At 66.1% G+C, this 22,865-nt stretch carries 23 protein-coding genes; 6 read left to right on the top strand and 17 right to left on the bottom strand.

Annotation, left to right across the window (positions count from 1 at the left end; genetic code table 11):
* Positions 1-1,302: 1,302 nt before the first annotated feature.
* From DQP56_RS00665 to DQP56_RS00650, 4 genes are all read right to left on the bottom strand, one after another.
* The gene (locus tag DQP56_RS00665; RefSeq protein ID WP_165824841.1) at positions 1,303-2,337 is read right to left on the bottom strand and encodes a lysozyme family protein; all 1,035 of its coding nucleotides are present in this window, start codon (positions 2,335-2,337) and stop codon (positions 1,303-1,305) included.
* A gap of 63 nt (positions 2,338-2,400) precedes the next feature.
* Positions 2,401-4,701 carry a hypothetical protein gene (locus DQP56_RS00660; RefSeq protein WP_234812335.1) on the bottom strand — a complete coding sequence of 767 codons (2,301 nt, stop codon included), beginning with the start codon at positions 4,699-4,701 and terminating at the stop codon, positions 2,401-2,403.
* Between the two features lie 87 nt (positions 4,702-4,788).
* A complete protein-coding gene (locus DQP56_RS00655; protein WP_085266169.1) occupies positions 4,789-5,805 on the bottom strand; it encodes a hypothetical protein in 1,017 nt (338 codons plus the stop codon).
* A complete protein-coding gene (locus DQP56_RS00650; protein WP_085266170.1) occupies positions 5,806-6,132 on the bottom strand; it encodes a hypothetical protein in 327 nt (108 codons plus the stop codon).
* Positions 6,133-6,400: 268 nt separating this feature from the next.
* Here DQP56_RS00650 and DQP56_RS00645 point away from each other — a divergent pair, with 268 nt between their 5' ends.
* Both DQP56_RS00645 and DQP56_RS00640 read left to right on the top strand, forming a co-directional pair.
* Complete coding sequence (locus tag DQP56_RS00645) at positions 6,401-6,703, top strand: hypothetical protein (protein WP_085266171.1); 303 nt, start codon at positions 6,401-6,403, stop codon at positions 6,701-6,703.
* Between the two features lie 41 nt (positions 6,704-6,744).
* Positions 6,745-7,038: a hypothetical protein gene (locus DQP56_RS00640; RefSeq protein ID WP_085266172.1), complete on the top strand. Its 294-nt coding sequence runs from the start codon at positions 6,745-6,747 to the stop codon at positions 7,036-7,038.
* Positions 7,039-7,124: 86 nt separating this feature from the next.
* Here DQP56_RS00640 and DQP56_RS00635 read toward each other — a convergent pair whose 3' ends face one another.
* The 7 genes from DQP56_RS00635 to DQP56_RS00600 all read right to left on the bottom strand — a co-directional run bounded on the left by DQP56_RS00635 (position 7,125) and on the right by DQP56_RS00600 (position 12,754).
* Entirely contained in the window at positions 7,125-7,841 is a 717-nt protein-coding gene (locus DQP56_RS00635) for a hypothetical protein (RefSeq protein ID WP_085266173.1), read from the bottom strand.
* Between the two features lie 268 nt (positions 7,842-8,109).
* Positions 8,110-8,415 carry a hypothetical protein gene (locus DQP56_RS00625; RefSeq protein WP_085266174.1) on the bottom strand — a complete coding sequence of 102 codons (306 nt, stop codon included), beginning with the start codon at positions 8,413-8,415 and terminating at the stop codon, positions 8,110-8,112.
* Positions 8,415-8,789, bottom strand: a complete 375-nt coding sequence (locus tag DQP56_RS00620; protein ID WP_085266175.1) for a hypothetical protein — start codon at positions 8,787-8,789, stop codon at positions 8,415-8,417. The genes DQP56_RS00625 and DQP56_RS00620 overlap by 1 nt, the downstream gene beginning before the upstream one ends.
* Before the next feature lie 133 nt (positions 8,790-8,922).
* Positions 8,923-9,381: a hypothetical protein gene (locus DQP56_RS00615; protein WP_085266176.1), complete on the bottom strand. Its 459-nt coding sequence runs from the start codon at positions 9,379-9,381 to the stop codon at positions 8,923-8,925.
* Positions 9,382-9,498: 117 nt separating this feature from the next.
* Positions 9,499-10,893 carry a hypothetical protein gene (locus DQP56_RS25490; RefSeq protein WP_165824846.1) on the bottom strand — a complete coding sequence of 465 codons (1,395 nt, stop codon included), beginning with the start codon at positions 10,891-10,893 and terminating at the stop codon, positions 9,499-9,501.
* Between the two features lie 289 nt (positions 10,894-11,182).
* Positions 11,183-12,070 carry an inositol monophosphatase family protein gene (locus DQP56_RS00605; RefSeq protein ID WP_085266177.1) on the bottom strand — a complete coding sequence of 296 codons (888 nt, stop codon included), beginning with the start codon at positions 12,068-12,070 and terminating at the stop codon, positions 11,183-11,185.
* A 9-nt stretch (positions 12,071-12,079) separates the two neighbouring features.
* Positions 12,080-12,754, bottom strand: coding sequence for a nucleotidyltransferase domain-containing protein (locus tag DQP56_RS00600; RefSeq protein ID WP_085266178.1), 675 nt, complete (start codon positions 12,752-12,754; stop codon positions 12,080-12,082).
* Between the two features lie 145 nt (positions 12,755-12,899).
* On the opposite strand from DQP56_RS00600, the gene DQP56_RS00595 reads away from it, so the two are divergent.
* A complete protein-coding gene (locus DQP56_RS00595) occupies positions 12,900-13,313 on the top strand; it encodes a hypothetical protein (protein ID WP_085266179.1) in 414 nt (137 codons plus the stop codon).
* On the opposite strand, the gene DQP56_RS25085 is transcribed toward DQP56_RS00595, so the two are convergent.
* From DQP56_RS25085 to DQP56_RS00570, 6 genes are all read right to left on the bottom strand, one after another.
* Positions 13,310-13,585: a DUF6247 family protein gene (locus DQP56_RS25085; RefSeq protein ID WP_085266180.1), complete on the bottom strand. Its 276-nt coding sequence runs from the start codon at positions 13,583-13,585 to the stop codon at positions 13,310-13,312. The genes DQP56_RS00595 and DQP56_RS25085 overlap by 4 nt on opposite strands.
* Before the next feature lie 106 nt (positions 13,586-13,691).
* Positions 13,692-14,312 (bottom strand): RES domain-containing protein, encoded by a 621-nt coding sequence (locus DQP56_RS00585; RefSeq protein WP_085266181.1) that lies wholly within the window; start codon positions 14,310-14,312, stop codon positions 13,692-13,694.
* Positions 14,309-14,656: a DUF2384 domain-containing protein gene (locus tag DQP56_RS00580; protein WP_085266182.1), complete on the bottom strand. Its 348-nt coding sequence runs from the start codon at positions 14,654-14,656 to the stop codon at positions 14,309-14,311. The genes DQP56_RS00585 and DQP56_RS00580 overlap by 4 nt, the downstream gene beginning before the upstream one ends.
* Before the next feature lie 86 nt (positions 14,657-14,742).
* Complete coding sequence (locus tag DQP56_RS00575) at positions 14,743-15,123, bottom strand: type II toxin-antitoxin system death-on-curing family toxin (protein WP_085266183.1); 381 nt, start codon at positions 15,121-15,123, stop codon at positions 14,743-14,745.
* Positions 15,120-15,269, bottom strand: a complete 150-nt coding sequence (locus tag DQP56_RS24535; RefSeq protein WP_165759261.1) for a hypothetical protein — start codon at positions 15,267-15,269, stop codon at positions 15,120-15,122. Before DQP56_RS24535 ends, DQP56_RS00575 begins: the two co-directional genes overlap by 4 nt.
* A 33-nt stretch (positions 15,270-15,302) precedes the next feature.
* Positions 15,303-17,759 carry a WXG100-like domain-containing protein gene (locus tag DQP56_RS00570; protein ID WP_085266184.1) on the bottom strand — a complete coding sequence of 819 codons (2,457 nt, stop codon included), beginning with the start codon at positions 17,757-17,759 and terminating at the stop codon, positions 15,303-15,305.
* Between the two features lie 267 nt (positions 17,760-18,026).
* Here DQP56_RS00570 and DQP56_RS00565 point away from each other — a divergent pair, with 267 nt between their 5' ends.
* The 3 genes from DQP56_RS00565 to DQP56_RS00555 all read left to right on the top strand — a co-directional run bounded on the left by DQP56_RS00565 (position 18,027) and on the right by DQP56_RS00555 (position 22,822).
* On the top strand, positions 18,027-18,749 hold the full coding sequence (locus DQP56_RS00565; RefSeq protein ID WP_234812337.1) for a S1 family peptidase: 723 nt from the start codon (positions 18,027-18,029) through the stop codon (positions 18,747-18,749).
* Between the two features lie 339 nt (positions 18,750-19,088).
* On the top strand, positions 19,089-19,334 hold the full coding sequence (locus tag DQP56_RS00560; RefSeq protein WP_085266186.1) for a hypothetical protein: 246 nt from the start codon (positions 19,089-19,091) through the stop codon (positions 19,332-19,334).
* A gap of 146 nt (positions 19,335-19,480) precedes the next feature.
* A complete protein-coding gene (locus DQP56_RS00555) occupies positions 19,481-22,822 on the top strand; it encodes a type ISP restriction/modification enzyme (protein WP_085266187.1) in 3,342 nt (1,113 codons plus the stop codon).
* Positions 22,823-22,865: the final 43 nt, after the last annotated feature.

Genomic DNA, 22,865 nt, shown 5'->3' with positions numbered 1-22,865 from the left:
TAGTCGTAGCCCACAGATCATAAACCCAAGTTTATGGTTTCGGGGTGGGTGGGTGCCGGGAGCAACACGGCGACCGGGCTGCGGCCGCACCCGACGGTAACGCACCCCCTCCCCGTAGGGTCATCGGGAACGCCGAGGCGCCCTCCGGAGCAGATCCTTCAACGGTTGGACACGAATTGCCTCCACAACCGCTTGAAGCAGCACAATCAATGCACTGCCACCCACACCGAACGCAATGCCCGCTGCGAAAGTCCTCTGCGCATCGTGTCGAAGGATCCCGTTTCGGGCACCGGCCATCCGCCAACCCTCAGAGGAGGAGGCCGCGTTAGGCCACAGCGGAATCACCCTCTCCCAGGCAACCGCACTGTCCGCAGGCCCAAGGCCCGGCTCCGGGGTCCAGCCATAACCAGCCACCTCAGGCAAAATCGCACCGACCTGAGTCGCGAACCCGGCACCGAAATCGTCCCACTTCTCGCCATGTTCGAAACTCGGGTTGAGCGCGGGGTACTGCACGCGTGCCCGAGTGCGACTTGTGGTGACAGCTATTCCCTTACTTCCTGTGATATCGACGACAGCTGCCGCTGTCCATTCACCCGTTCGGATCGGAACACTAATCTCGACGCAATCACCTTGCGTGAATTCAGGAGCCTCAGGGCCGCGGGGCCGAGGAACCGGGTGGCACTCAACCCGGGGCCCACTGCATGAAGCTACCTTCGCCCCCGGCGGCAGCGTGATAGTCATTGTGATCGCAACATCCTGCGCCACTGGGGCATCCCAGTTGGTCCAGAGCAGTGCTCGGACCGTCCCAGGGACATAGTCAGGAAGTGGGCCTTCCCTATCCATTTCAAATCGATGCAGGCCTGCGCTCTCGCCATGCGTCTCGAACCAACCGACGCGCCACAGCGGTATCGTGCTGCGACCGTCGTTCACCAACAGAGGGAATCCCAACACGAACGGAGCTAAAAGATCTGGCTCCGTATCAGCGGGTGGATACAGCCACTTTCCGAACCCCAGGGCACCGGCCGCCGCGGCGAGCATGGAGACAATCACCAGGCCGCGGCGTTTCGGCTCCGGCTCATACCGACAGCCATCCGAAAGGCACAGGGGCTGAGGCTGCTGGACAGGGCCTCGCTTCGTCCACATTCGCGACGCGACGAGCGCCAACACGACCGCTTCAGCCAAACGCCGAAGCTTCGGCTCCACAGACAGTAACGGTGCGGGCATCCGCACAGATTCTCACAACCACGGACACATTTACCGCAGGTGGGCCGTGAACTCGTACGGGGCCTTACGCCGGCGGCGTCAGTAGGCGCCGTAGCCGGCGGCCGCCCGCTGGGCGTGGTAGGCAGCGATGCCCTCAAGGGTGTTCAAGTTGTGGCCCCGCTCGGCCTGCACGGCGATCTGGTAGGCGATTGAACAGGAGCCGTTCGCCTCGCCGTCGTAGATCCAGTTCGAGGTACCTCCGACGTGATGGCGAGCAAAGGTCTCCGCAGTCACCTGCCACAGTCCGCGACTGCAGTTCAGCGCCGCCCCGTCTGCCTGCACAGGGCCGACGGCGTTGCGGTCTTCCTTGTTGACTGCCCCGAGCACGCCACTGGACTCGCGCATGCCCTGGTTGTACTGAATATCATGCCAGTGCGCCCGAATCTGCGGATCACGAATACCGTTGTCGTCCAAGGCCTTATCGATGAGCGCGTGCATATCCGATTTGCGTAGCGGCGCACTGGCTGCCGGCTTGCGGAAGTCGATCCCACTGACCGCGATGGGTTGCTTGCCGCCGCCCTTGGATCCAACGCGTGCCCCGGCCAAGGCCGGGCCGAGGTTCGCGCCGGCGATCAACCGTGCCAGCGCATCCGGGGCCACGTTGACCATGCCCGGCTGCATGGCCGGCATCATCGGCGGCGCCGCCGCCGGCATAGGGGCAGGGGCAGGCATCGGCGCTGGGGCAGGCATGGTCGGCGGCGGCGCCGCGGGCGCCGCGGTCAACGGCGACGCCGGACCGCCGCCGCGACCCATGGCCCGTTGCAGGGCATCTGCTCCCCCAGGACCGATCCCGCGGGCCCGCACCCCTGACTGCTTATCCACGTCACCGAGCTCTTTGACGGCCCGCTTGCCCTTTCCCAGCGCGTCCTCGGTGTCGGTGATGCTGGCACGCGTGCGGTCGTGGTGATCACGCAGCGACGCAGAGATCGCCGGGTCTTCCAGCCCGGTACCGTCCGGGCGCGGCAGTCCTTGTCGCTGATCACTCAACGCCCCCTGCGCCCGACTGTAGACACCGTGGGCTTCGTCCTCATTGTACGCGATCTCAGGTTGCCCACTCAAGCCGGGTTGCGTCACCGCACCCACTCTCCTCTCACTACCCAGTCCACCGCCCTAACCCCCGGCAGCGGGACGGACCGGCTAGTTGCCGGGGGGCACCGCACCTGGGTCCATGCCCGGCTGCCCGCCACGCGGCGGCGTCGGGATGAGCCCCGGGTCGGTCGCAGCCGCGGCCGGCGGCGCGGCCGGCGGTTCAGCATGCCCAGAGGTCTGCTGGATCACCTGCTCCTCCGGCGCCGGCGCACCGTCGTCGGCGAGCCGGAAAATGCCCTCATGTGGACCCGCGAATTTCGCGACCTCATCCAGCGGCTTGAGCTCACCACGCTCGGTGATCACCATGGCCTTACCGTCCTGCTCACCCAGATAGTGCGCATTCTGGTTATTGGCGCCCATCACCACGTCACCAGGCTTGATCTCACCACCAGCGACCGGCGTGCCGATGTCCTGGCCGGGCGGAGGCAGACGGTACCCAGCCTCAGCCGCCGCCTGCCGCAGACTCTTGTGGCTCGACCCGTCCGTGCCGGACAGGTTGTGCGCCAACGCCGCCGACTTCGGATTGTCGAAAGTCCACTTCTTGCCGCCGATTTCTGTGGTGTTGGCCGCCCCGGGCGGACCACCCGGCGTACCCGGAGCCCCCAGACCCGGCCCGGGCTTGTGGGCAGCCGGTTGCGCCGCACCGCCACCGGACCCCACAACCGGAGTACCCAGCGGGCCCTCACCCGGCTTCTTGACCGCCTTCTCGTCAGCCTTCTCGGCCTTGTCCTTGAGCTGGTCATCCAGAGCCTTCTTGAGCGGATCCTGCAGTCCACGCGCCAGCGTGGCGTCATTGGGCCGGGGCATAGCACTGCCCAATCCAGGGATGCCGCTGCCAAGGCCGGGCATCGACGGCATCGTCGGCATACCCATTCCTCCAGGCATCATCGGCATGCCAGGCATTCCGTTGCGCAGCAACGACGCAAGGTCCTTGGCACCCAGGTCAGGCTTCTCACCGACCGGAGCACCCGCCGGCCCCGCCCCAGGCCCACCCGTTTCGTTCGTCGTCGACACCAGACCCGGCCCCGGGGCCGGCCCCGACTCCTGCGCGCCACCACCGGCCGACAGTCCCCCCGGACCCGCCACAGCAGAACGATCGGCGATCGTGAACGGGTCAGCAGCAGCAGCGAGCGCCTGCGCGGTGCGATCCATCGCCGCCACAGCCGAACGCAACTGCTCCGTCGAGTCACCCATCTTGGCTTCATCAACATGATTGGCCCGGAACGGAATCAACCCACTGGTCGAGTTATTGATCTCCACCCGGTTGGCGCGGTTGACCTCACGCAACGCCTGGTAAGCATCGTTAGCGTTGCCGGCACCAGCCATGAGCTGGCGACCAATCGCCGGCAACACCGTGTCCTTGAGCCCATCGAGCGCCGCCACACCCGGCTTGGCCTGCGACCACAGCCGCTGCAGGTAGGGCTCATCAGCAGCCGCAGCCGTGTAGGCCGCCTGGATCGACTCCGCCAGGCCACCAACCTTGGCCGACAGCCCGTTGATCTTCGTTGCGACACCAGCGAAGTCACTGGTGGTTTCGATCCGCGGAGACGCCGGCCACACATCATCGGGATGGAACCGGAACGCAGCCGCATTCGTGCGCACCATGCCCTGATCCATTCGGACGATCGCGGGATCGCGGTTCCCGTCGTGCGTCAACGGCAGGAAGTGCGTCCGCGGCGGCTCCGGCGCCGCATCCAACTCCGGGGCCGCACCGGGCCCGAACATCGACGAGATCAAGTTGTTGACGGCACGCCGCTCACCGGAGTCCAGGACCCACAGTGCCGCGGTCAAACCGAGCCCCAACCCCGGAATCGACATCGCCCCCGCACGCAGCGCCGCCTGCGCTGCGAGCTTGCCCGCCAGCGCCGCACCACGATTGGCCGCCAACCCACTGGCGGTCTTCTTCGCGGCCGTGACCAACGCATTCTTGGCCATAGCCTTGCCGAGTTGGTGCTGGGCGTCCTTGGCTGCGGCCTTACCCGCGGCTTTACCGGTGTCCCGGGCCGCAGTCGAAGCCGCAGACGGTGCGCCCTTCGGCCCGGCGGCCTTGCCAGCCTTCGCATCCGCCTTCGCGCCCTTATCCGACACGTTGTGCGGTGCCGTCTTGTCGTCCATCGGGCTCGGGGCCGAGCCATCCAACGACGTCTGAGGGGCCGTCTGCGGCGGCTCATGCGCCGCGCCGCCAGGGTTGGCAACAGAGTTGAGCGTGCGGTTCACCGGGTCCCACCCGACCAGGCGATGCAGCCCAGCAGCAGCACCGAACGCACCCACCGGGTCAAGCCCGGCACGCATCACATCATCAAGCACATTGGCGTGCCCTCCGGGCACGTCGTATTGCGGTGCGGACATCGACGGCGGCGCCACCTGGCCGTGCCCCGATGACCCACTCCCCCGCGGGCCAAGCCCAAAGCTGGTCATTACGCATTCCCCCCACTGCTAATGCCGCTGACTTTCGCCGCGACCGATGACCCCCGACGTCGCGATATCGGCTTCAATATCGGCACCGGTGAAATCCGGATCGGTATTCATAATAGAGTTTTTGTCCCGACTTTTACCCTGCGCCGCGCCGCCACCAGCACCGCCCATCGGCGGCATCATCGGAGCCATCGGCATACCCCCGCCGGCACCCATACCGCCGCCACCAGCCGATCCCACCGGCGTCGAGGAAACCGCGAATGGGGCAGCTCCACGGCCCGACACATCCGCCCCGGTGACAGCCCCCGACAAGGTCGGCATCTGCTGACCACCAAACGCAGCGCCAGCGGTGTGAGTCTGCCCAGCACCATCGGCGAATTCCGAATCACCGAATTCCCGGTTATGCAAACCACTTCCACCGTGATCACCAGAAGCCAACCGCGCCAGCACACCCGAGACCGGATCCTGCTCCTCGGGCGCAAACCCCGTCGGCGCGCCTGCCTCGGAAGCCTCAGCACCGCCAGGCATTCCACCACCGCCGGTGCCGACCTTCGACAACGATGACAGCAGTCCCATCAGCGGTCCGATCGCAGCAGCAGGGCCAGCCGCGGGCATACGCGCCGCCGAAGACAGATCCCGCGTCGCCGACTCGAGCCCATCGGCCGCGAGCTCCTCGCCCTTCTCAAAGTCCTTCTGCGCATCGCGCTTCTGCGCCAACAGATCAGCGAGGCGCTCGATGGCACTCTGCTCACCACTGGTTCCGGCAGAGTTGATCACCGCTTCCTGCGCCGCCCGGATCTCATCATCCGAAGGCATGGCGACTTCCCGCTGCTTCACCAGCGCCTCGCGCTCCCGAGCCGCCTGCGCTACGGCGGCCGCTGCCGAAGAGATCTGCTCCAAATGGTCACTACGCTCAGCCAGTACGCGGCGGATAGCCTCCGCGGCTTCGCCGCTGCCGTCCTCGTCGATCCCGATCGCCGAGAGCACCTCGCTCAGCGCCGCCAGGTTCGCCGCGACCCGATCCGACTGCTCAGGCACTCAGACCTCCACTCCGTTCGCCTCCAAAAGCTCCAGATAATGACTGTGCCACGCCGCGAACGCATTGATGATGACGCCGTTGAGCACATTCCTCATCTCGACGACGTCACGCTGGCAGAACGCATCAGCGATCTGAATCTCCAGGACCCGACCCCGCCACACCGACACCCCCACCTCCGGCGTGACAACATCGTCGATATACATGCCCACAGCCTGGTCAAAAGCATTCCGCCTCGCCGCGTCAGCAGCTTCGATCTCGTCGACACCGGCCAATACCTCTTGAAGCGTCTGATGCACGTTCCCAACCCCCCTATCGGTGCGCACCACGATTCATCAACTTCAGCTTAAGCGCATTCACCGCGCCGAACCCCGACAACAACGCCCACAGCCCGGATTTCCGCCGCCCACAGCCAGAATTTCCCCAAAAACCGCCCCGACCTGCGCAAAGACAGAACCAGCAACGTCCAGAAAAAACCGGGCGCGCCGCACAAGACCCCTTTGCAGGAGCCAGTAGCGCACTTTAGAATCTGCGAGCAGGGGGTATCGGGAGCTCCTCTCCGAGGCCACCACCGTTAACTGAAGGGAAGGGTCTCAAATGATCATCAAGCTCACCAGTGGTGAAATGCGCAGCATTGCCAACGCCGGACATTCCTCGTCCGTGGACTTCATGCAGACCTATGCGCAGTTCGCCAACCTCGCTGACGAACTCGCCGCGGTCGGCATGCAGGGCCTCGCCGGCCCTGCCGTGGCCGCCAAGGTCGCCGAGCTTAAGGCCAAGGTCGACCAGCACTCCGCCACCGCGCAGGAGAAGTTCCACGGCATCGGCCACTTCGCCGACATGACCGACCAGGCCGAGGCCGAGCGTCAGGGCCGCATCTTCGCCATCACCTCGCTGTAAGCACCGGCCACCCAACAGACTCAACAGGAAGAAGGCACATCATGTCGGACACAGTTCTCTACAACGGCGGACACATCGAAGGCGCCCTGGCGGGCATCATGGCGCTCAACGCCCAGGGTCAGGACCACTCCCACGCCATGGACGCCCAGTACCAGCACCTGGACAACGTCGCCTCCGGTGACGCCACCCAGGCCGGTATGGAATGGGCCATGCAGTCGCAGCAGATCCGCAACGAGGCGTCGGAGATCACCCAGATGGTCCACCGCGCCGTCATGGAGTCCCACCACGACCAGATCGGCATGGACAAGATGGCCCGCGGCTGGATGGGCGTCTGAGCCAATCCGCCTGCTCGGCAATAGGAAAGCCCCGACCGGAAACGGTCGGGGCTTTCCTCTTTGCAACGGCACCTACGGTGCCAGCCTCAGGAGTGCTTCGACCACCAGTCGTAGAGCTTCGCCAACGTAGCCGGCCGCGGACCGGGAGTCTCCACGATGCCCAACAACAGCGCTGAATCATTGGTCCAGGCCACCGTCGGAACATCGTCCGGCACACCGCACATCAACACTCCGGCCTTCTGCGAAAGGTTCGCAGTCCGCCGCCACGGCCCCGGCGACTGCACATTGCCGGGGCACACAACCGCATGGCCCTCATCAACGACGTAGGCCATCAACGCATCCAGATTTTCCTTGTCCTCGGCCAGCGCGTACGTCGCCGAACTCGGCCCATTTGGATCAGTGTTGCGGTAGCAGAACAACTTCGCGCGCTCGCCCGCCTTAGGCGGCACTGGATGGCAGGTGCCGGCGGGATAGCCACGCGGGAGGAGGCTTTCGAGCTTCGCGATGTCCTCGGGGGCCGCGGCCGGTACCGGCGGGATCGCCTCGTCGGCGGCCTGGTCGCCGTCAGATGACGGCCACAGCAGCCACGCCAACGCCAGGACTGCGGCGCCCGCCGCACCCCAACCGATCCACTTCCGCTTGCTGTGCGAGCCCGAGACCCTATAAAAGTCTGCCGCCTCGAAACTGCGGACCAAGTCTGATCGGCCCGCGCTGGCCGGCGGTCGCCGGTATTCGCCAGTGCGCCAATCGTTGTCGAAGTCCTTGGCCGCGGGGGTGGCGACCCGGGCCGCCGGGGGCGGCATGTTCAGGTCATCCCGTCGCGGCGGCACGGCCGCCCGCGCTGGCGCTGGCCCAGACTCCGTTACCGGCTCCGGCTCCGGGGCCGGTAACGGAGTCTGGGCCGGGGCCGGGGCCGGGGCCGGAGCCGAAGCCGAAGGCACTGACGGGGGCACGAACGCCTGAGTCTGCCCACCGACATCGGCAGGACTCGACAGGCTCGGGAATCCGGCTAGGGGGAATCCGATCCGGTCATCGCCATCAGCATCAGGTGATGTCATCGCCGGTACGACTTCAGAGCCCGGCGAACTGCGGACGCCCGTCCTGGATATTGCGTTCCTCCAGTTCAGAGCGGATCAGCCGAATGTAGTCCACCGCAACCAGATCGACGCCGTCCAGGTCCGGGTTGTGGCGCAGCGGCGAGTTCAGCAGGAATTCGCGGTAAGACGCCGCCGCCTGCTCGATACCGGTCCACTGACCGTCAACGAACGCACAGTTGGCGGCGACGATGCTCAGCGTGGATTCTCGGCCCCCGCGGTCATTGGCGACAACCAAGTCCACCGCGGCCTCAGGCCCGTGGGCGATGCTGTACGCCGACATCAGGACGCGCCGGCCGTGTCCGACTCGCCCGTGGGGTGGGTGACGATCGAGGACTCGTCCAGCGACGCCGTCACGTGTTTGAACTGTTCACTGGTGAAGCTCTTGGCCAGCGCCAAGGCCGCGTCCGCGTCCGCCAGGTCGCGGAAGCCACCGACCAAAGTGGCAACTGCGACACGAACACTCGGGTCTTCGGCGCTCTCGTCGTAGGTCAAACCAACCACAGCGTCATTGCCGGAGCCCATCACGAAATCGCCCTTGTCGGCGAAGAAGCTCTTGATCTCAGCCCCGACAGCCTCAATGGCCTCGTCGACAACGCCGCCACGGACGTCGTCCCAGGGCACCAACTCTGCTGTGAAGAACACCGGAATAGCCATGGTGGTTAAGTCTCCTCGATTCGTACGGTCGAGTTTAAAGCGTAGCAGTGGCCACAGCGCATTCTGCCGCCGCGACACAAGCCTCGCACGACGAAAAGCAGGACAGTCCGAGCCCTGGCAGCGGAGCCCTGTTTCAGCTCACAGCCCAGCGGAGCGGGCCGCCGTCACCCGGGTATTCCCACCGCACAAACACAATGTTCGTCCCTTGCGGGACGTCGAAAGCCACCAGCCCGCGGGTGCATTCCGAGGGCAACAGCGTCCCGGTACCGGTGATCGACGGGCTGAACGGTGGCCGCGAGGAATCGAATGGCTTGTACTCGTGGTGTTCAGCGTCGACGAGGCTGAACCCGTAGCCGGTCTTGTTGATCGGCTCCGATCCGGCACACAGTTCACCGTCGAGCACCGCCCACTGGCCCTTCTCTGCCGGGAAATCGGGACTCCGATTCGTCGGGTACTCGAACGAGTGCGGCGTGATCGTCGCCCCGGCACCAGTCGTCTGGCCGTGCCCGACAACCGGATTCAGGTCAGGGAAACCACCTTCGGAGCCGACTGTCGGCGATGCCGGACCCGCCTCGGCTTCACCGGTGTTCACGCTCGGCGTGGAGTGGGCCGTTATTCCGGTCGAAGTCCCCGCAGGGCTGCCACCGGAGCTGCAGCCCGCCAGGAGCAGGCCGCCGACCAGGACGTGGAACGCTTTCGCTTTCACGGCTTAAGCCGGATCTGCGGGCTGGGCGCCGGCGCCGCCAGCCCCGCCTAGTCCGCCGGTCCCGGCCGGACCGGTGCCACTGGTTCCCGGGGTTCCTGCTGTCCCGGCCTGGTTCCCGGAGCTGCCGCCATCGCCGCCATCGCCGCCGGCGCCGGCGAGTCCATTGCCTTGGAAGGCTCCGGCGCCACCGCCGCCGTTACCGCCGTTGCCGCCATCGCCAGCGTCAGCCCCGTGCTGGCCGGTGCCCCCTCTCCCGCCGTTGCCGCCGATGCCCCCATTCCCATCGGCAGCACCGTTGCCGCCAGCACCGCCGTTGCCGCCGTCGCCGCCGGTGTAGCCAGTTCCGTACCCGTAGCCGCCGTCACCGCCGCCGCCGCCTGAGCCGCCGGTGCCGGAACTCCCCACGGCCCCGCCCAGCAGCCCGGCTGCCTTCCCGGCTACTCCGCCATCGCCACCGACGCCGCCGTTACCACCGTCGGTACCGTCACCGGGGGTGCCTGGATAGACAAGGAGCTGAGGCAGGCCGTTGCCAGCGCGGCCGCCGTTACCGCCATCGCCGCCGTTGCCGCTGTTTCCGGCAATCGATCCACCGTCACCGCCCCTGCCGCCATCACCGCCGTTGGCGCCGTCTGCGCCGTAGACGGTGGTGAAACTACCTGTAGGGATGGAGTTGAAGTCAGATCCGAAGCTGGCACCGGACCCACCGATGCCACCGTTACCGCCGTTGCCGAAAAGGCCTGCGCTACCACCGGCTCCACCTGCGGCGCCGTCTCCACTGAAGTCCCAGTAGCCCCACGGATTGACGTCGGGGCCGCCCCCGGTACCGCCGACGCCGCCGTTGCCGAACAGCCATCCACCGTTGCCACCGGCCCCGCCGGCGACGGCCACCGCGGCGTTTGAGTCCTCGTCCACCGGTTGCAGGTAGCCAGCGCCTCCGGCACCGCCATTGCCGAGCATTCCGGCTGATCCGCCGGCGAAACCTGCCGCGCCGTCGCCGCCGTCGCCGAAGAACCAGCCGCCGTTCTGGGCCGCGGCCCCGCCGATGATTTGCCCATCCTCGTTGGTGATCACCGTCGAGTCAGCACCGTTGCAGATCAGCCCACAGTGATTGTCGAAGGCGAACCAGGCGTTGATCGGGTTCAACCACCACAGGTTGTCGTTGATGTAGTCCTCCAGGTGGGCATGCAGGCCACCCTCACCGTTCGCGCCGATCCAGAACAGGTTGAACGTCTCCGCGGCCGAGACCGACGTGTCAGCGGCGACACCAGGATCCGCGGCGCCGAAGCCGACCATGTCGAGCAGGTCCTCGACACCGGACTCGGCGTGCACAGTCGCCGTACTGATCGGTGACAGCAACCCGAACGCCGCGAATGCCCCCGCTGCGCCGACGGCAGCCACCGCCCGGCCCCCTGTACGCCTACCTGTCGTCATGCTGTCGCCCCTCCGGTGACTCAACCCAACCTGACTGTCACCTTAACAATTGGTGAGCGCCCCGCTTTCTCTGGTAACACAACGCAAGCCGCACCGCTGCTCTATACGGCACCGCAGCGAGAGCAGTAAGCTGATAGCGCCTGTTGCGTTGAGCTTCAGGAAGTGAGCCCGAGACCCGGCCGGACGACCGCGGCGCTCGGGCTTCGCGCATTCCCAGGAGTCTCACAGCCCAACAGATCACGGCCCTGGCCCTCGCCTACTGCGGAATCGGCTCCAACCCACCCTCGCGCTGCAGCAACGCAATGAACTCGTCAGCGATGCCTGGCGCCGCCGCCACGATCACCTCACCGCCGCCGAGCTCCGGTCCGGGCAGCACGATCCGCGCACCCGCCTCCGCCGCGATCAGGGAACCCGCCCCGTAGTCCCACGGATTGCCCCCATGCTCGTAGTACACGTCCAGACGCCCGGCCGCCACCATGCACAGATCCAGGGCTGCCGAACCCATCCGGCGCACGTCGCGCACCGCCGGCAGCACCCGGGCCAGCAGCGCCGCCTGAGCCGCCCGATGCCGCGTCGAATACCCGAACCCGGTGCCCAGCAAGGCCACCGACAGCTCGGTAACGTCGGTGCAGCGCAGCCGTGTAGTGCCCTGCCGGCCACTGACATGAGCTCCCAACCCGAGGCCGGCTGAGTAGATCCGCTCACCAACCACGTCCGCGACCGCGCCGGCAATCGACACCCCACCAACCATGGCCGCCACCGACACCGCATAGATCGGGACGCCGTACATGAAGTTCACGGTGCCGTCGATCGGATCGACCACCCACGTGACCGCGTCGGGGCCACCACCGGACACACCGCCGGTGTCACCGCCCTCCTCACCCAGCACCGCATCACCGGGCCGCAAATCAACGAGCCGATCCCGGATCAGACGCTCAGCCTCGGTGTCGACCACCGTCACCGGATCAGTCGGCCCACTTTTCGTCTGGACCAGATCGGAAGCCAGCCTGCCGGCACCTGCACCGAACACCTCGGCACGCCGGCGCCGCACAAATTCCGACGCCTCGGCCACCAACTCCTCGGCCGTAGACCTCAACCGGGCAGGTGCACTACTGAGATTCGCCACGAGGAAATAGCAACACATCCGGCACTCTTAGACACTGCGCTTGGGCTTCGCGCTTGTCTGCGCCGGACGCAGCTGCCGCGTCAGCCAGGACCGCTCTCCCCGGACCGTCAACCCTTGGCCGGCCACATCCCGAATCAACGGCTCGCCAGCGGCGATCGCGGTACGAAGATCGGCCTCCGTGTACACCACAGCCCGGGCATCGTTGCCCGTCCACAAACTCACCGCCCGGGTCAGGTCACTCACCTGCTGATCCCAAACATCCGAATCATCCTGCGGGCGAGCACTCTTCGCTGGTCGCCCGCGCACCAGAAACTGGTCGATGTCACTGTCCAGGCTCATGCGGCCGGTCGCCGCCGACCCGAAGACCGCGGCATAGATCGGGGGCTCCTGCCACTGGCCCAGGTGCTCCGCGATGCGTTCCAGGAGCGTGCTGGCCAGCCGGGTAAGAGCCAGGATTGGCTCGGCCGCAAGGTGTTCACTGTTGAACAGGTAGGTGTTGGTTCGGCCGACCTGGCTCTGCAGGACCACGCCCTGCGCCACCAGTCGTGCGAGCACCTTGCGGATGCCTTCACCGGATGCGGTGGCGACGATGCGCCGAATCTGGCTGATGGTGAATGCCTCGCCGCTCACCGCGGCCAGCACTGCGAGCACGTCGCCGTCGAGCGTCGGGGTGACACTCGCGAATGGTCGATTCAACTGCATCAGCCACCACCCCTAACTGCAACTATAGTTGGATGTTCCCAACTATAGTTGCTTCCCGCCGGGTCGGCGCGCCTCCAGGACAACCCCACCCGACGCCCGACCCGTTCCCTGCCTTAATAGCCATGCCCCGCCGTAGAATTCAGGCATGTTTCAGTCGATCCATGCAAGCCACAACCAGCTGCTGTACCTCGCCTGGATGCACGACATAAACGACATTGCCGACGACGTCCGCGACGACCGCCTGGAAACCATCACCAGCTCCGACAGACAAATAGTCTTCTGGTTCACCACCCACCGAACCGTCCAGATCATCAACCGACCCGCAGCCGAAATGCTAGTCGCTGCAACCGCCTTCACCGCCCGAGACGTTCCGCTGCTGCGCGGCAGTGTCGTCATCACCGGACGCGATCACAATGGAGACCCCGCAGGCCTCAGCGACGAGCAACTGAGCTGGCTGCCAAACCTGGAGCTCCGTGGCCGCGACACGCGAATCCTCGACCGGCGACTCGCTCGCGCTCGCCGACACCGACTCGCTCAATCAGCAGCAGCCCGGCTTTAGCAGTGTGGGTGAGCGCGACCGGGCTCATCTCCCGCGGCGACTCGAGCGACAGCAGCGCGTTCCTCATCCGTTGGCGGATGAATTCGTAGATGAACCCTGCCCCACCACCGGTCGATCACCGCCTCGACACGGGCCAAGTCGAAGTCCTCATCGGCTGCAGCGAGCGCAGTACGGAACTCGCCTTCGAAGTCGACCAGGTCATCCGGTGCGTACTCAGCCAGTGCAGCCCGAATCGCGGGTCCCGATCGTTGCACCTGAATAGCCCCGGCCATGGCTCCATGCTGCCAGATTTGAGTAGCGAAATACCGGACTCTCGCGCCGCTGCGGGAGGTCCGGGCGAGGCTGCGGCAGCTTGCAGAAGAACAAGCCAGGCCGTACCTAGCGGCGTCGGCGGATCGCCTCGGCCCCAGCCTGCTCGAGTGTCTTGAAAAGTCGTCGTATTGAGTCGGGCAGGTTGTGGCGTAGGCGAATCCGGCCGAGAAGACCAGCGAGCCGCGGCGGCGGTTGGCGGACCTGCGATCGGCTGGCGACAACATTAGGCAAGGCTTCCACAAAGACCGCGAGAGTAACGCAGCCGGGAAGCGCTGCCGCTGGAGCCAATATCGCGTCGAATCCAGCAACGCGGGCTGCGGCCGCGACGGCCTGCGTGGCAGCGTAATCGTCCGAAACCAGCTCGCTTTCACCCAAATTGAGATGCGAGCGTGTTCTCCTATCGGTGAGATCGAGGACCTCGAGATCGACCGTGACTCGGCCGATGCGGCGCCGGATCTCGAAGGGGTCGACACCATCATCAACGAAGTGCCGGAAGAGCTCGGCCCATGCGCCCTGCTCCCGACTGGAGGCGTACCAGACGCCCGGCTCACCGGCGCAGTGGTAGCGGCCCGGACCTCGGGCAGGGCTCGCGCAGGAAACGACGGGGCGCCGTGTAGGGCCTTGGTGCCAGTAGCTGCCGGTCAACCTGCGCCGCGGCGCCGTCGCGATCGCCCTTTCGAGGCTCAAACGTAGGAGCCGTCGACGAAGGCTTCAGCTGCGCCGCGCACCTCGTCGTAGCGGTCCTGGGCCAGCAAGTCGATCGGACGTTGGCCGCTAAGGAGCCGATTCATTGCGTGCAGCCATTGACCGACGCCGCGAGGGGTTAGGGAGTCCGAGAGCAGCAAGACAAGGTCGCGGAGCTGTGCGAGCTGGTCGTACCGATCGGCGCGGATGTCGTTGGTACGCCACCCGCGCACAGCGCGGTCTGACACGCGGGTGACTGCGGCGACGTCGAGCTGCGAGATCCCGAACGGCTTCAGCGCGTCCACGATCTCGCTGGCTTCGATTGCTCGATCCAATGTGGCGGCCATCTCAGCCCCTCCCCACTTCCGGTTTTGCTACCGGTAATACTACCGGAATCGTGGTTGTGGTGGCCATGCCATGCTCACCACCCGGATCAAGGGAACAGGTTCTCCGCAATCCACACCGCAACCTCGGCGCCGCGGTACTGGTGCATCGCGACCCCTTCGACGAAGTCGGCAGCCACGACGTCACGCACTTTCAGCGGGCGGAAGCCCTGAAGCCGCAGATACGTCTTGGTTGCAATCCAGGCCGTCCGCTTATTCCCGTCGCTAAACCCATGAGCTGCCACTATTCCTTCAAGGAGCGCCCCAGCCTGTCCCGCGACGGTGGGATGCAGTGGCGCGCCGTCAAACGTGTGGAAAGGCCTGGCTAGGGCGCTCTCCAAGCTGCCGCGATCGGTGACGTGCGCTATTCCACCGGTGACGCCGCGGTTGATCTCAACGAGGTCGTCGATGCCGATTGGGAGTTCAGTCACCGCTCTGCAAGAAGCTCGAGGGTGTCGCGTTCAATCGCGATCTCCTCGCGGATGATCTCGTTGATGCTGAGCCCAAGGCTGTCGTGCGTGCGGCGCACTGGCGGGAACGACGCCAGCGCATCCTTCGGACTGAGCAGCTCGGACATAGCGCCAATCCTATCCAGGCTGGTTTAGCTCGGTTAGGGGTTGATGTCAGCGAGTGCGTTGGCGGCGTAGGCGGCGTCGTCGAGGCGCCCCAACGCCAGGGCCTCCATGCCTTCCTCGTACCAGAAGGTTGCCAGCACCGCCGGGTAGTCGTCCGGGCGCTCCATCACCCGATTCCCGGAACCCCAGCGGGCCGCCCACAGCCTGGCTGTGGCCTCGGCGGGATCGGTCGGGCTGCCGTCGTTGAACCGCCACGCCCGCCCGAACGCGGCCAGGGCGTCCGCGGCCTGCTGCGGGGCGATCCGCGGCCATTCGACTGTCATCCGCGGTCGGGTCGCCGGAGACGCCTTGTGGGTGGCGATCAACGCCTCTGTCTGCGTCTTGGACTGCACGACTTCCACGACATCTCCCGCCTGTGCCGGCGACAGCGTCCCATCGGTGGTGTCGTTGCTGACCAGGTAGTCGAGGTCACCCAGCAGGTGTGGGTAGGAGTCGGCCGCGGCAACCAGCTTCATCGCCGGCCGCTCGTTGCCACTCCACTCCGCGAAGAAACTTCCGGTCGGGTCGATGAGGCCGCCGAGCAGTTCGATACCCGAGGGCACCTTGACGTTCATCGGGATCAGTGACAGGCCGTCGGTGGTGGCCATGACGTAGCGGATCCGCTGCGTCGGCAGGCCGGGCTCCTCGTAGATGAACACGCCGATGGCTACCTTGACCGTCGTCCATGCCATCCCCGGCCGGTCCCGGAATGCCTTCAGTACCCCGGCGAGGTGCTCGTGGGCCACGGCCTGCTCCGGCGGCAGCACCGCAAGACGCTCGGAGTTGGAGTTGGCTGACCCAGCAGGGTCGGCGAACAACGACGATGCGGCCGCTTCGGTCTTGGTGGTGGTGCTGGTGGGCAGCAGCATCGGCGCGGCCGCAGCTGCCGCACCGCCGGCCGCCATCGCGGGGATCGACGCCGGCGCACCCATCGCACCCATACCGGCACCGGCGCCCATTGCACCCATCGGCGGCATCGGGGTGAACCCGGCCGCGCCCGGCGGGTAAGCCCCCAGGGCGCCACCCACCTGCTGCTGACCACCAGGCCCCCCGGCACCGCCGGTGTTGGGCCCTGAGGCGGGGCTGGTCACCCCGGGCGCATCAGCGACACCGGCGTGGGACGCCGAGTACGTCGCCTGATGCGGGATCGACTCGTCACCGGACAGTTCAGTGACCGGAGCCGACACCACAGGCGGCGTCGCGGTGATCGTCGGCGCCGCCGGTGACGGCGGCCCCACCAACGGCGTCGGATTGTTCAAGCTCGGATTCGCATTGGCGGGACTGTACGGATTGGTCAGGGTGGTGCTGGCGCCGCTGCCGTTGTGGCCGAGGCCACCCCCGGTGGCACTGGCCAACGACTTGTCATCGTCCTTGAAGGACAGCCCTTTCCCGTCGTCGAGGCCACCGCCATCACTCGACGACGAGTTGGCGTCAAGCAGCTTGTCGAGTGTCGCTGAGTCCAACGACTGCGCCCCGCCGCCACCATTCCCGCCCGCCAGCTTGCCGATGGTGTCGCCGGCGGTTTTGGCGATATCCGCACCCGGAGTCTGCGTCGGCATCTGAGGCATCTGCGGCGGCTGCATCGGCATACCACTACCGCCCATTGGCATACCGCTCATCGGCATGCCACCCATCCCGCTCATCGGCGAGGATTCCGCCGCCGACGGTAGCGACGACGCCGGCGTACCCGCCATCTCCGTGGGCAGCGTCGGCGGTGGGATAGATGCGGCCGGCGCTGCCGGCCCGCCCGCACTAGCTGGGGCCGACAGTGGCGAAGCTGGCGCAGTGGGGGGGGTCAGGCTCGGTGCTGGAGGCAAGTCCGGCGACGACAGGCCTGGGGATGACAACCCGGGTGGCGTCAACCCGGGTGGCGTCAACCCACCATTGGGGAAATTCGACGGCAGACCGTCCGGACCCGACGCCTCGGTCCCCGCCGTGGGGGCCGACAGTCCCCCCTTCGGGAGTTGAGGCATCAACGGTGGCTTCGTACCCAGCGCAATCCCGGTGGCCACCTGCGACTTGGCGGTGTACAGGGTGGTCGCTGCCTGCTCCACCACGCTATGGGCCGCCTGCAAGCTGGAGTCCTTCTGTGCCTGAGTGTGAAATTCGGTCTTGGGGGCGACGTGGTCGATTGAGTGGATCGCCACCGCGCCGTTGATCGCCTTTTTTGCGGTGGTGATCGCACCCGCATAGGCGGTCAGCCACCCCGCAATCTGCTGATGCTGCAGTGCCCGATCGCTGAGTTCCCCGACATGGATCCCGAATTTCGTCGCGATGCCCTCGGCGGCCTCGCCCTCCATCTCATCGAGCGCGTAGTCCCGCCCGTGCCCTGCCGTCTGCGACGCATCATGCAGCAGGCCTGCGAGCCTCAGTTGTTCCTTCGCGGCATCGTGCACAGCGGTCTCACTGTCGGTCGGCCAGGAGCTACCGATGACCTCCTCAGCACCCGCCATTTCAGACTTCGGCTCGTCGCCTGCGCCACTCATCCTGCCCCCGATCCCGACACCCAGCGTCGCATCCGCGCTCGCCGCTACCTCCCGATAAGTGTAATTGTCGGGATCAGCGATTCAAGGGCATGAACACGCTGCTCAGCCGATCACGCAGCCAGGAAAGCCACAGGTCAGGAGGCTCAGCCGCGACTATGCCTAGGCGCTGGGCTGAAAATGCGCGATAATATCGAGGAACGCCGACAAACCCGCGCTCATAGGGGGGTGATGACCATGCGCACATTGAAGACCGCCGCGGCCGCGATCGCCGGTGCGCTGACGCTGATCACCGCCCCTACTGCAAGCGCGAGCCCGCCTCTGCCTCCCACCCGCGACCTCGCTCCGGGCATCCCGATCGTCACCACGAACGCGGCCGCCGACGACGGAGGCACGTGCACTGCCGGCTGGTTGGTACACACACCTGAGGGTCGGCAGGGATTCCTTACTGCAGGACACTGCGACCGAGGCGGCGCCGCTTGGTACAACACTGCTGCCGGACAGTTCGAAGCGCTTGGCGCGTTCACCCGGACCGTCCACGGTGACACCGCCGAGGACTCCGACATTGCGCTCGTGGAGCTAACCGGCACCGCACCGTCCAACTCCTCGATTATCGACATTCGGCCAGTCACTGGTGCGGCTAATGCCCTCCGGGTCTCCGTCGGAGACACGCTATGCAAGTACGGGGCTACAACTCGTCTCCAGTGCGGGGCGGTTAGCTACGTCAGCCCCACCCAGGTCGTCTTCGGGGCAGATACCGAGGGCGGGGATTCAGGTGGCCCGGTGTATCTCCGTCACGCTGACGGGTCCGCCACGGCGATCGGAATCACTATCCGAGCCAACGACTCCGGCACCGTCGCTGAGTTCATTACTCCCTGGCTCAAGAAGTGGGATTTGAGTCTTGACAAGACCCGGATCGGCCCCGCGCCGTTGCCAGCTCGATACCACGGCGGCCGGTAAAACATCTCATCTGGAATGCCGCCAGGGAGGCGCTGGCTCTCCCTGGCGGCATTCCGGCCATCCAACCAACCCCGCGTCCACGGGGAACACGGGCGCAAGCAGCGACTCCGGCGGCCCTGTCCACGGATCACCCCCGCTTGCGCGGGGAACCCCATACACGCGTGGGCTGGACTTGTAGGTGCCGCGCACACACACCAGAGACCGCACTTTCGACTCTCCCGTACACGCGTGGGCTGGACGGAACCAGCGAAGCGGGCGGGTAGCTCGGTCCTGCGAGGCTCTCCCATACACGCGTGGGCTGGACCAACGACTTGTCATCGTGGCCTCCAGTGCGGCGACGTGAGCTATGTCGACGACACCGGCGTCGTCTTCGACGTGAAGGCAGCTGGCGGCGACTCCGGCGGCCCGGTCTACTACCGCCACGCCGATGGGACCGCAACCGCAGTCGGAATCGCCATCCGGGGCGACGAAACGACCACGGTCGCGGAATTTGTCGGCCCGTGGCTGGCGCAATGGGGTCTGACGTTGGACAAGACCCGAACCAGCCCCATGCCGTTGCCCGCTCGGTACCACGGCGGCCGGTAAAACACCTGGCTCTCCCGGCGACATTCCGGCCATCCAGCCTGTACAGCGCTGGCATCTGCCGGCGCTCCAGAGTCCAGAAATACCCGGCCCTGTACGGACAGCAGTGTTTGATGTCCTCAGATGCTTGGAATGACTTGTGAGGACGCATGCCTGCGCAGTGGATCGTCGACGCGACATCAGCACTCGGTGATGTCTGCAAGAAGAAATTGGCCGGCCCAGGAGAAGCCGAGGCCGCGATCCGAGCCCCCATTGAAGAACTGCTCGCCGCCGCCGGCCAGAACCTGTCGCTGACAGTCGTTCCTCACGACGAAGTCAGCGATAAAGACCGCGGTGTCCGCCCGGATTACGCGATCCGGGTCGACGGTGCGATCACCGGCTACCTGGAGGTCAAGAAACCGGGGGCGAATCTGGACCCCGAATCGTTCACCGGCCACAACAAGCGCCAATGGGAACGCCAACGCGACTTCCCAAACTTGATCTACACCAACGGGACCGAATGGCGGCTCTACCACCACGGCGACCCAGTCGGAGAGCCTGTCCACCTGGCCGGTGGCGCACTGCGTACCGCCGGGACGAAACTCACCTGCGGGGACGACTTCGAGGTCCTCCTGACTGACTTTCTGCGGTGGGACCCGGTCGACATCACCGGCGTCGTCACACTCGTTCGCGAGGTCGCACCGCTGTGTCGGCTCCTGCGCGGGGAAGTCCTCGACCAGCTCGCCCAAGAAACCCGCGCGATCGCGGCCGGCGCCAAAGAAGCCGACCAGCCGTTCCACGGCCTGGCCCGCGACTGGCGCGCCCTGTTGTTTCCCACTGCCACCGATGACGTCTTCGCCGACGGGTACGCCCAGGCCGTCACCTTCGCCCTGCTGCTGGCCCGCACCGAGAACATCGACCTTGTTGCCGCCGGCAGTCTGCACGAGGTTGGCACCAAGCTAGCCGGGCAGCACTCCCTGATGTCACGTGCCCTGCAGCTGCTCACCGACTACGTTGCCGCTGACTTCCGGGTAACACTGGACTTGCTGGTACGCGTGATCGGCGCGGTCGACTGGCCGAAAGTCCGTGCCGGAAACCGCGATACATATCTGCACCTCTACGAACGGTTCCTCAGCGAATATGATCCAGAGCTGCGTAAGCTCTCCGGTTCCTACTACACACCGCACCAGGTCGTCGAGCAGATGGTGCGCCTTTCCGAAGACGTTCTCGTCCAACGACTGGACCGGCCCGAGGGGTTCGCCGACCCCTCGGTGGTGATCGCCGACCCTGCGATGGGCACCGGTGGGTATCTCCAGCAGGTCATCGAGCACGTCGCTGAACGCGTCGAGGCCCGCGACGGCAAGGGCGCTGTCGCCGGCGCGGTGACCGACCTGGCTACCCGGCTCTACGGCTTCGAACTGCAGATGGGGCCGTTCGCCGTCGCCGAGCTGCGCGCCACCGACCTGCTCGCTGATATCGGTGCCACCCTGCCACCCAGAGGACTCGGCCTGTTCGTCACCGACACCCTCGACGATCCCTACGCGGAGCAGACCCAACTGGGCTCCGGGCTGGAGCTGATCAGCCGCTCCCGCAAGCGCGCAGCCCGCGTCAAAGCGAAGACGAAAGTGACTGTGGTAATTGGCAATCCGCCCTATCATGAACGTGCCGAGGGAATGGGTGGCTGGGTTGAGCGGGGTAGCGGCGCCGATCCCTACAAGCCGCTCGACGATTTCCGGGCCGAAGGAAACGGCCGCCACGAATTCAACCTGAAGAACCTGTACGTCTACTTCTGGCGTTGGGGCACCTGGAAAGTCTTCGACGCCAACAAAGCCCAGTCCAACGGCGACACCGGAATCGTCTGCTACATCACCACATCGGGCTACCTGCGCGGCCCCGGATTCAAAGGGATGCGCGAATATCTGCGTCGTAACACCACCGAAGGCTGGATCATCGACGTCTCACCCGAAGGACAACGACCTGACGTTGCCACCCGAATTTTCCCCGGCGTGCAGCAGCCCCTGGCGATCGCCATTTTCACGCGAACGCCGGACTGCGATCCGCAGATTCCCGCTCAGATTCACTACACCGCCGTGCACGGTCCCCGTGCCGAGAAGTACGACGCCCTGGCCAAGCTGAACGTCGACGACATGCAGTGGCATCCGACGCGCACCACCTGGCAGGCCCCGTTCACGCCCGCCGCCCGGTCGCAGTGGGACGACTACCCGGCGCTCAACGACCTGATGCCGTGGAGCAGCACAGGAGTTACCGCCAACCGCAACTGGCCGAGTGCCCCCACGCCCACCGTCCTCAAGGAACGGCTACGACGACTCATCTCCGAGTCGGACCCGGCACGCAAAGCCGTGCTGTTCAAAGCAACACGCGACCGCAGTCTCTCGTCCACCAACGCGCCGCTGTCTGCAGACACCGAGCAGACGACCGACCGACCGTTCACCGCGGAAACCCTGCGCTACGCCGCTGGCGCACACATCGCCCGGTACGGTTCACGATCGTTCGATAGGCAATGGATCGTCGCCGACAGTCGACTGCTCGATCAGGCCCGCCCACCGCTGTGGGCGGCCCGCGTCCCAGGGCAGGTGTTCACTGTCGAGCAGCACGCAGAGCCCATCAGCGATGGCCCCGGAACGGTGTTCTCTGCGCTGATCCCCGATGCCCACCACTTCAACGGACGAGGTGGCCGAACACTGCCGCTGCTGCATCCCGCTGGCCGACCAAACCTGGCCAAAGGACTCCTTGGGGCACTCTCGACGATCAGTGAACGCGAACTATCGGCGCACGATCTACTCGCCTACATCGCCGGCGTCACCGCGCACCCCGGATTCACCGAACACTTCACCGACGAACTGGAAACTCCGGGAATCCGCATTCCGATCACTACCGACCCCAACCTGTTCCAGCAGGCCATCGAGATCGGTCGCCATGTGATCTGGCTGCACACCTACGCCGAACGGTTCACCGACACCCACGGCAGCGACGTCCGATACCCCGCCGGCGACTCGCGCCGCATCACCAACCTGACCGCTGTCAACGCCATGCCGTCAGCAATGACCTACGACCCCGATACCGCCACCATCCACCTCGGCGGCGGCTCATTCGGCCCTGTCCCACAGTCGGTTTGGGACTACACTGTCGGGGGCCGTGAAGTCCTCAAGTCCTGGTTCAACTACCGCAAAGCGAACCCGACCGGGCGCAGGACCAGCCCCTTGGACGACATCAACGCCACGACCTGGCCGACGGAGTGGAACGGCGAGCTCATCGACCTGCTGTCGGTCCTCAGTCGCCTCGTCGAGGGGGAGCCCGCACAGGCCGCGCTGCTCGACGCCATCCTGGCCAAACCGGTTGCGAGCTACGCCGACCTCGCCGCCGCCGGAGTGACCTGGCCTGGCCACAATGCCAACGACGTACAGCGCAGACCCAACTACGCGGAGGCAGACCAGGATCAGCAGCCCGGCGGCGTGGACGGACAGCTCGGCTTCACATTCGGCGGCAACTGAGGCCCCGCCCGCCCATCGAGGCCGTTGCAACTGTCGTTTGGGG

This window comes from Mycolicibacter senuensis, from assembly GCF_003284925.1.
GTDB classification, from domain to species: domain Bacteria; phylum Actinomycetota; class Actinomycetes; order Mycobacteriales; family Mycobacteriaceae; genus Mycobacterium; species Mycobacterium algericum_A.
This window is presented reverse-complemented; position numbering and strand designations above follow the sequence as displayed.